Genomic DNA, 4,299 nt, shown 5'->3' with positions numbered 1-4,299 from the left:
GCGTGGCGGGGCTCGCCGGATCGCGCTGGCCGATGCTCGTCGCGCTGTTGGTCGCGGGCATCCTCAGGCTGGTCGCGCGGCGGCTGTCGGCGGTGCAGGCGCGCGCGCTCTTGCACGCGCGCGCCATCCGGTACGCGGGCGATGCCGGGCTGATCCTTGCTAGCATAGGGCTCGGCCTCGGGCTGGCGCGCGGGCAGGGGCAGTGGGGTTGGCTGTTGATCGGTCTGCTGCTGCCGATCGCGATGATCTTGGTCGCGCTGCAACGGCGCGCCAACGCCTGGGCGGGTGGTGCCGGCGAACCGGCCTTGCTGGCACGCGCCGACGAATTGCCGTGGGCGCTGCTGCCCGTGGTGGTGGTGGCGGGCTGGGGGGCGGGGCTCGCCGGCCTTTGGCTCTATGCCGCCGCGACGCTCGGCTTCCAGCTCAGGCGCGGCTGGCGATTGATGCGCTGATCGATCCCGATGCCATGGGGGGTGGAGAGGCGGGGCGGGGCGTTACACGCGGATCAGCGCGACCTCGACGATCGGCTTCTTGCCCGTCCAGCCCGTCGCGCGCTTGCGGACGCCGAGACGGATCGCCTCGCGCAGCGCGGCCTCGTCGCGACCGCCCTTCTTCATCGCTTCGAGCGCCGCGCCGCGCACCTCGGCGAGGAAGTCCGCGCGGTCCTCCTCCACGGGCACGCCCTGGATCAACACCGCCGGCGCGCCGCGCACCCGGCCGTCCTGCCCCAGCGCCACCGTGACCGCGATGACACCGTTGATCGCGATCCGCCGCCGCTCGTTCATCGTCGATCCGTCGGCGGGCAGGATGACGTCGCCGTCGAGGATCAGCCGCCCGGCGCGCTCGTTGCCGATCTTCTTCGGGCCGTTGGGGGCGAGGCGGATGAGGTCGCCGTTCTGCTGGACGATGCCCTTGGCGATGCCTTCCTCGGCGGCAAAGCGCGCCTGCTCGGCCATGTGGCGCATCTCGCCGTGCACGGGCAGGATGATCTCGGGCCGGATCCACTTGTACATCAGCGCGAGTTCAGGACGCCCCGGATGCCCCGAAACATGGACGTGCGCCTGCCGATCGGTGATCATGTTCACGCCCTTGGTGGCGAGCATGTTCTGGATGCGGCCGATCGCCATCTCGTTTCCGGGGATCTGCTTCGACGAGAAGACGACGGTATCGCCCGCCGAAAGCTTGATCTGGTGGCTGTCGAACGCGACGCGCGACAAAGCGGCGCGCGCCTCGCCCTGGCCGCCCGTGGCAACGATCATCACCTCGTTGCGCGGCAGCTTCATCGCGGCATCGAAATCGATCACCGGCGGAAAATCGGCAAGATAGCCCGTCGCCTTGGCGACCTTGACGATGCGATCGAGCGATCGTCCGGCGACGCAGAGCTGCCGCCCGCAATCGCGCGCGACCTGCCCCAGCGTCTGCACGCGCGCGGCGTTGGAGGCGAAGGTGGTGACGAGGACGCGGCCGGTCGCGGCGCGGATCACGCCATCCAGCCCTTCGCGCACCGCGGCTTCGGAGCCGCTGGCGGTATCGTTGAACACGTTGGTCGAATCGCAGACCAACGCGAGCACGCCCTCGTCGCCGATCGCGCTCAATTCCTCGGCGGTGGAAGGCGTTCCGAGCAGCGGCTCGTCGTCGATCTTCCAATCGCCGGTGTGGAAGATCGTGCCGTAGGGCGTGGTGATCTTGAGCGCGTTGCCCTCCGGAATCGAATGGGCGAGCGGCACGTAGGTAAAGCCGAACGGGCCGAGCGCGAAGGTGGAGTCGCGTTCGATCACCTTGAGCTTCACCTGCTTGGTGATACCCTCCTCCTCGAGCTTGCCGCGGATCAGCCCGGCGGTGAACGGGGTCGCATAAAGCGGCACCCCGAGATCGGCGGCGAGATAGGGGATCGCGCCGATATGATCCTCATGGCCATGCGTCAGCACGATGCCGAGCAGCGAATCGGCGTTGCGCTCGATGAAGTCGAGATCGGGCAGGATCAGGTCGATCCCCGGATAGCCGGGATCGGCGAAGGTCAGCCCGAGATCGACCATCACCCATTTGCCGTCGCACCCGTAAAGGTTGACGTTCATGCCGATTTCGCCCGATCCGCCGAGCGCGAGGAAAAGCAATTCTTTGCCGGGAAGCGTCATGAGGTGCCTGATTGAAAGAGGGGGCACGCATAAGGCGGCGCCATCATTCCCTGTAGACCTTGCGCAGCGCTGAGCAAGCGCCGCATCTGCCTAGACTTTAAGCAGATGCATAAAATTGTCGCAGAAATCGCTTGCAGTCTCGCTCGGGCGGGCGTAGGCAACCCATACCCCGGTGCGCGGCAGCCCGGGAGCGAGGCAGCCGTTAGAGCTCACGGCCTCGGGAGAGGATGCCGCCACAGGAATTAGCCCGGCTTGTACCCCCCTGCCGGGCTACTTTCTTCTCAAGCTCCATTCTTCTAGATGCGCGTCATGACCAGCCGTCCGGCGCCCAAGAGCTTTCACGTCAAATCGTTCGGCTGCCAGATGAACGTCTATGATGGCGCTCGCATGGGCGAGCTGCTCGCCAGCGAAGGTCTCCGCCAGGCCGACGCCGACACCGCCGAGCTGATCGTCCTCAACACCTGCCACATCCGCGAGAAAGCCGCCGAGAAGGTCTATTCCGACATCGGCCGGCTGGCGAAGCGCAAGACCGGCAAGCCGATGATCGCGGTCGCGGGCTGCGTCGCGCAGGCTGAAGGGCCGGAGATCGCGCGCCGCGCCCGCGCGGTCGACGTGGTGGTCGGGCCGCAAGCCTATCATAATCTGCCGAGGCTGGTGCGCGATGCGGCGGCGGGGCGCTTCGCGCTCGATACCGACATGCCGGCGCTTTCCAAGTTCGAGGCGCTGCCCAAGCGGCGCGTTCAGGCGCCGAGCGCGTTTCTCACGGTGCAGGAAGGCTGCGACAAATTCTGCACCTATTGCGTCGTGCCCTATACGCGCGGCGCCGAGGTCTCACGGCCCTGGGCGGCGCTGATCGACGAGGCCGGGGCGCTGATCGACGGCGGCGCGCGCGAGATCACCCTGCTCGGGCAGAACGTCAACGCCTGGCGCGATGGCGCGCGCGGCCTGCACGATCTGATCGAGGCGCTGGCGCTGCTGCCCGGCCTCGCCCGGATCCGCTACACCACCAGCCATCCCACCGACATGCACGACGGCCTGATCGCGGCGCACCGCGACGTCGAGAAACTGATGCCCTTCCTCCATCTGCCGGTGCAGGCGGGCAGCGATCGCATCCTCAAGGCGATGAACCGCGCGCATGATGTCGGCGCCTATCTTCGTCTGATCGATCGCGTCCGCGCCGCGCGGCCGGATATCGCGGTGTCGGGGGATTATATCGTCGGCTTTCCCGGCGAGAGCGATGCGGATTTCGAGGCCACGCTGGATGTGGTGCGCGCGATCGGCCATGCGCAGGCGTTCAGCTTCCGATACAGCCCGCGTCCCGGCACGCCCGCCGCGACGATGGACGGTCAGATCGAGCCGCACGTCGCCGACGAACGGCTGCAACGGCTCCAGGCGCCGATCGCCGAACAGCAGATGGCGTTCAATCGCGCGACCGTCGGCAAGAGCTGCGCGGTGCTGATCGAGCGAAGCGGCAAGCGCCCGGGCCAGATGCTCGGCAAATCGCCCTGGGGGCAATCGGTGCTGATCGATGGCGGCGCGATCGGCGATCTGATCGACGTCGAGATCGCGGCGGCGGGGCCGTTAAGCCTGAACGGGCGGGTGAGCGCGCTGGCGATGGTATGAGTGCCACGCCCTAGAACGTCGTGGTGAAGGTGAGCATCGCGCGGCCCGGCGCGCCCGGAATCGGAGACTTCATGCCATGCGCCTGTAGTTTGCCGCCGCCGAGCTTGGCCTCCGCGACGATAGGCTTGTCGCTATAGCTGTCTTGGATCGGCTTGACCCGATAGCGATCGGGATCGCTCCTGCCGCAAACGACGATCTCCGCCTCGGTGCCGCTGCCGCAGCGCCGTATGGGAGGCTTGGCCTTGGCGAGATCGAAGGCGATCGGCGGCAAGGGCGCCGCCGCGCTGACCTGAAGCAGCAAGATCGCCATCGACATCGCGCACCTCGGGAGCAGCAGCGGCAAGCTGCGGATGCATTGCGACCGGAGTGTGGCGCTTGACTCTGCGCTTGAGATTAAGAACATATCACGAACATGTATGCGCGAGTCGTTTGTCTTTCCGGTCGGCAAATCCCCGGCCTTCGGCGTGGCCCCTGCCGCCGCGCCGCCCTTGCGGCGCCCGCTCGGCGTGGCCGGGCTGGATGCCGCGCTGGGCGGCGGGAT

General features: G+C 67.6%; 4 protein-coding genes. 2 read left to right on the top strand and 2 right to left on the bottom strand.

Annotated elements, in window-relative coordinates; genetic code table 11:
* Positions 1 to 452, top strand: a 452-nt coding sequence (locus tag HUU94_RS00430) for a hypothetical protein (RefSeq protein WP_217429525.1), incomplete at its 5' end; no start/stop codon positions are given.
* Between the two features lie 42 nt (positions 453 to 494).
* Here HUU94_RS00430 and HUU94_RS00425 read toward each other — a convergent pair.
* Positions 495 to 2,135 (bottom strand): ribonuclease J, encoded by a 1,641-nt coding sequence (locus tag HUU94_RS00425; protein ID WP_174273166.1) that lies wholly within the window; start codon positions 2,133 to 2,135, stop codon positions 495 to 497.
* A 309-nt stretch (positions 2,136 to 2,444) separates the two neighbouring features.
* On the opposite strand from HUU94_RS00425, the gene miaB reads away from it, so the two are divergent.
* Positions 2,445 to 3,758, top strand: coding sequence for a tRNA (N6-isopentenyl adenosine(37)-C2)-methylthiotransferase MiaB (miaB, locus tag HUU94_RS00420; RefSeq protein ID WP_174273165.1), 1,314 nt, complete (start codon positions 2,445 to 2,447; stop codon positions 3,756 to 3,758).
* A 10-nt stretch (positions 3,759 to 3,768) separates the two neighbouring features.
* On the opposite strand, the gene HUU94_RS00415 is transcribed toward miaB, so the two are convergent.
* On the bottom strand, positions 3,769 to 4,068 hold the full coding sequence (locus HUU94_RS00415) for a hypothetical protein (RefSeq protein ID WP_174273164.1): 300 nt from the start codon (positions 4,066 to 4,068) through the stop codon (positions 3,769 to 3,771).
* Between the last annotated feature and the right edge of the window lie 231 nt (positions 4,069 to 4,299).

The sequence above is a fragment of the Sphingomonas bacterium genome (assembly GCF_903644055.1).
Lineage (GTDB): Bacteria > Pseudomonadota > Alphaproteobacteria > Sphingomonadales > Sphingomonadaceae > Sphingomonas_I.
The sequence above is the reverse complement of the archived record's forward strand: the minus strand, read 5'-3'. Positions and strand labels throughout refer to the sequence as shown.

What these genes read in the sequence shown, in the direction of transcription:
- HUU94_RS00415 (WP_174273164.1), bottom strand. Translation starts at nt 4,068, where the DNA reads ATGGCGATCTTGCTGCTTCAGGTCAGCGCGGCGGCGCCCTTGCCGCCG.
- miaB (WP_174273165.1), top strand. Translation starts at nt 2,445, where the DNA reads ATGACCAGCCGTCCGGCGCCCAAGAGCTTTCACGTCAAATCGTTCGGC.
- HUU94_RS00425 (WP_174273166.1), bottom strand. Translation starts at nt 2,135, where the DNA reads ATGACGCTTCCCGGCAAAGAATTGCTTTTCCTCGCGCTCGGCGGATCG.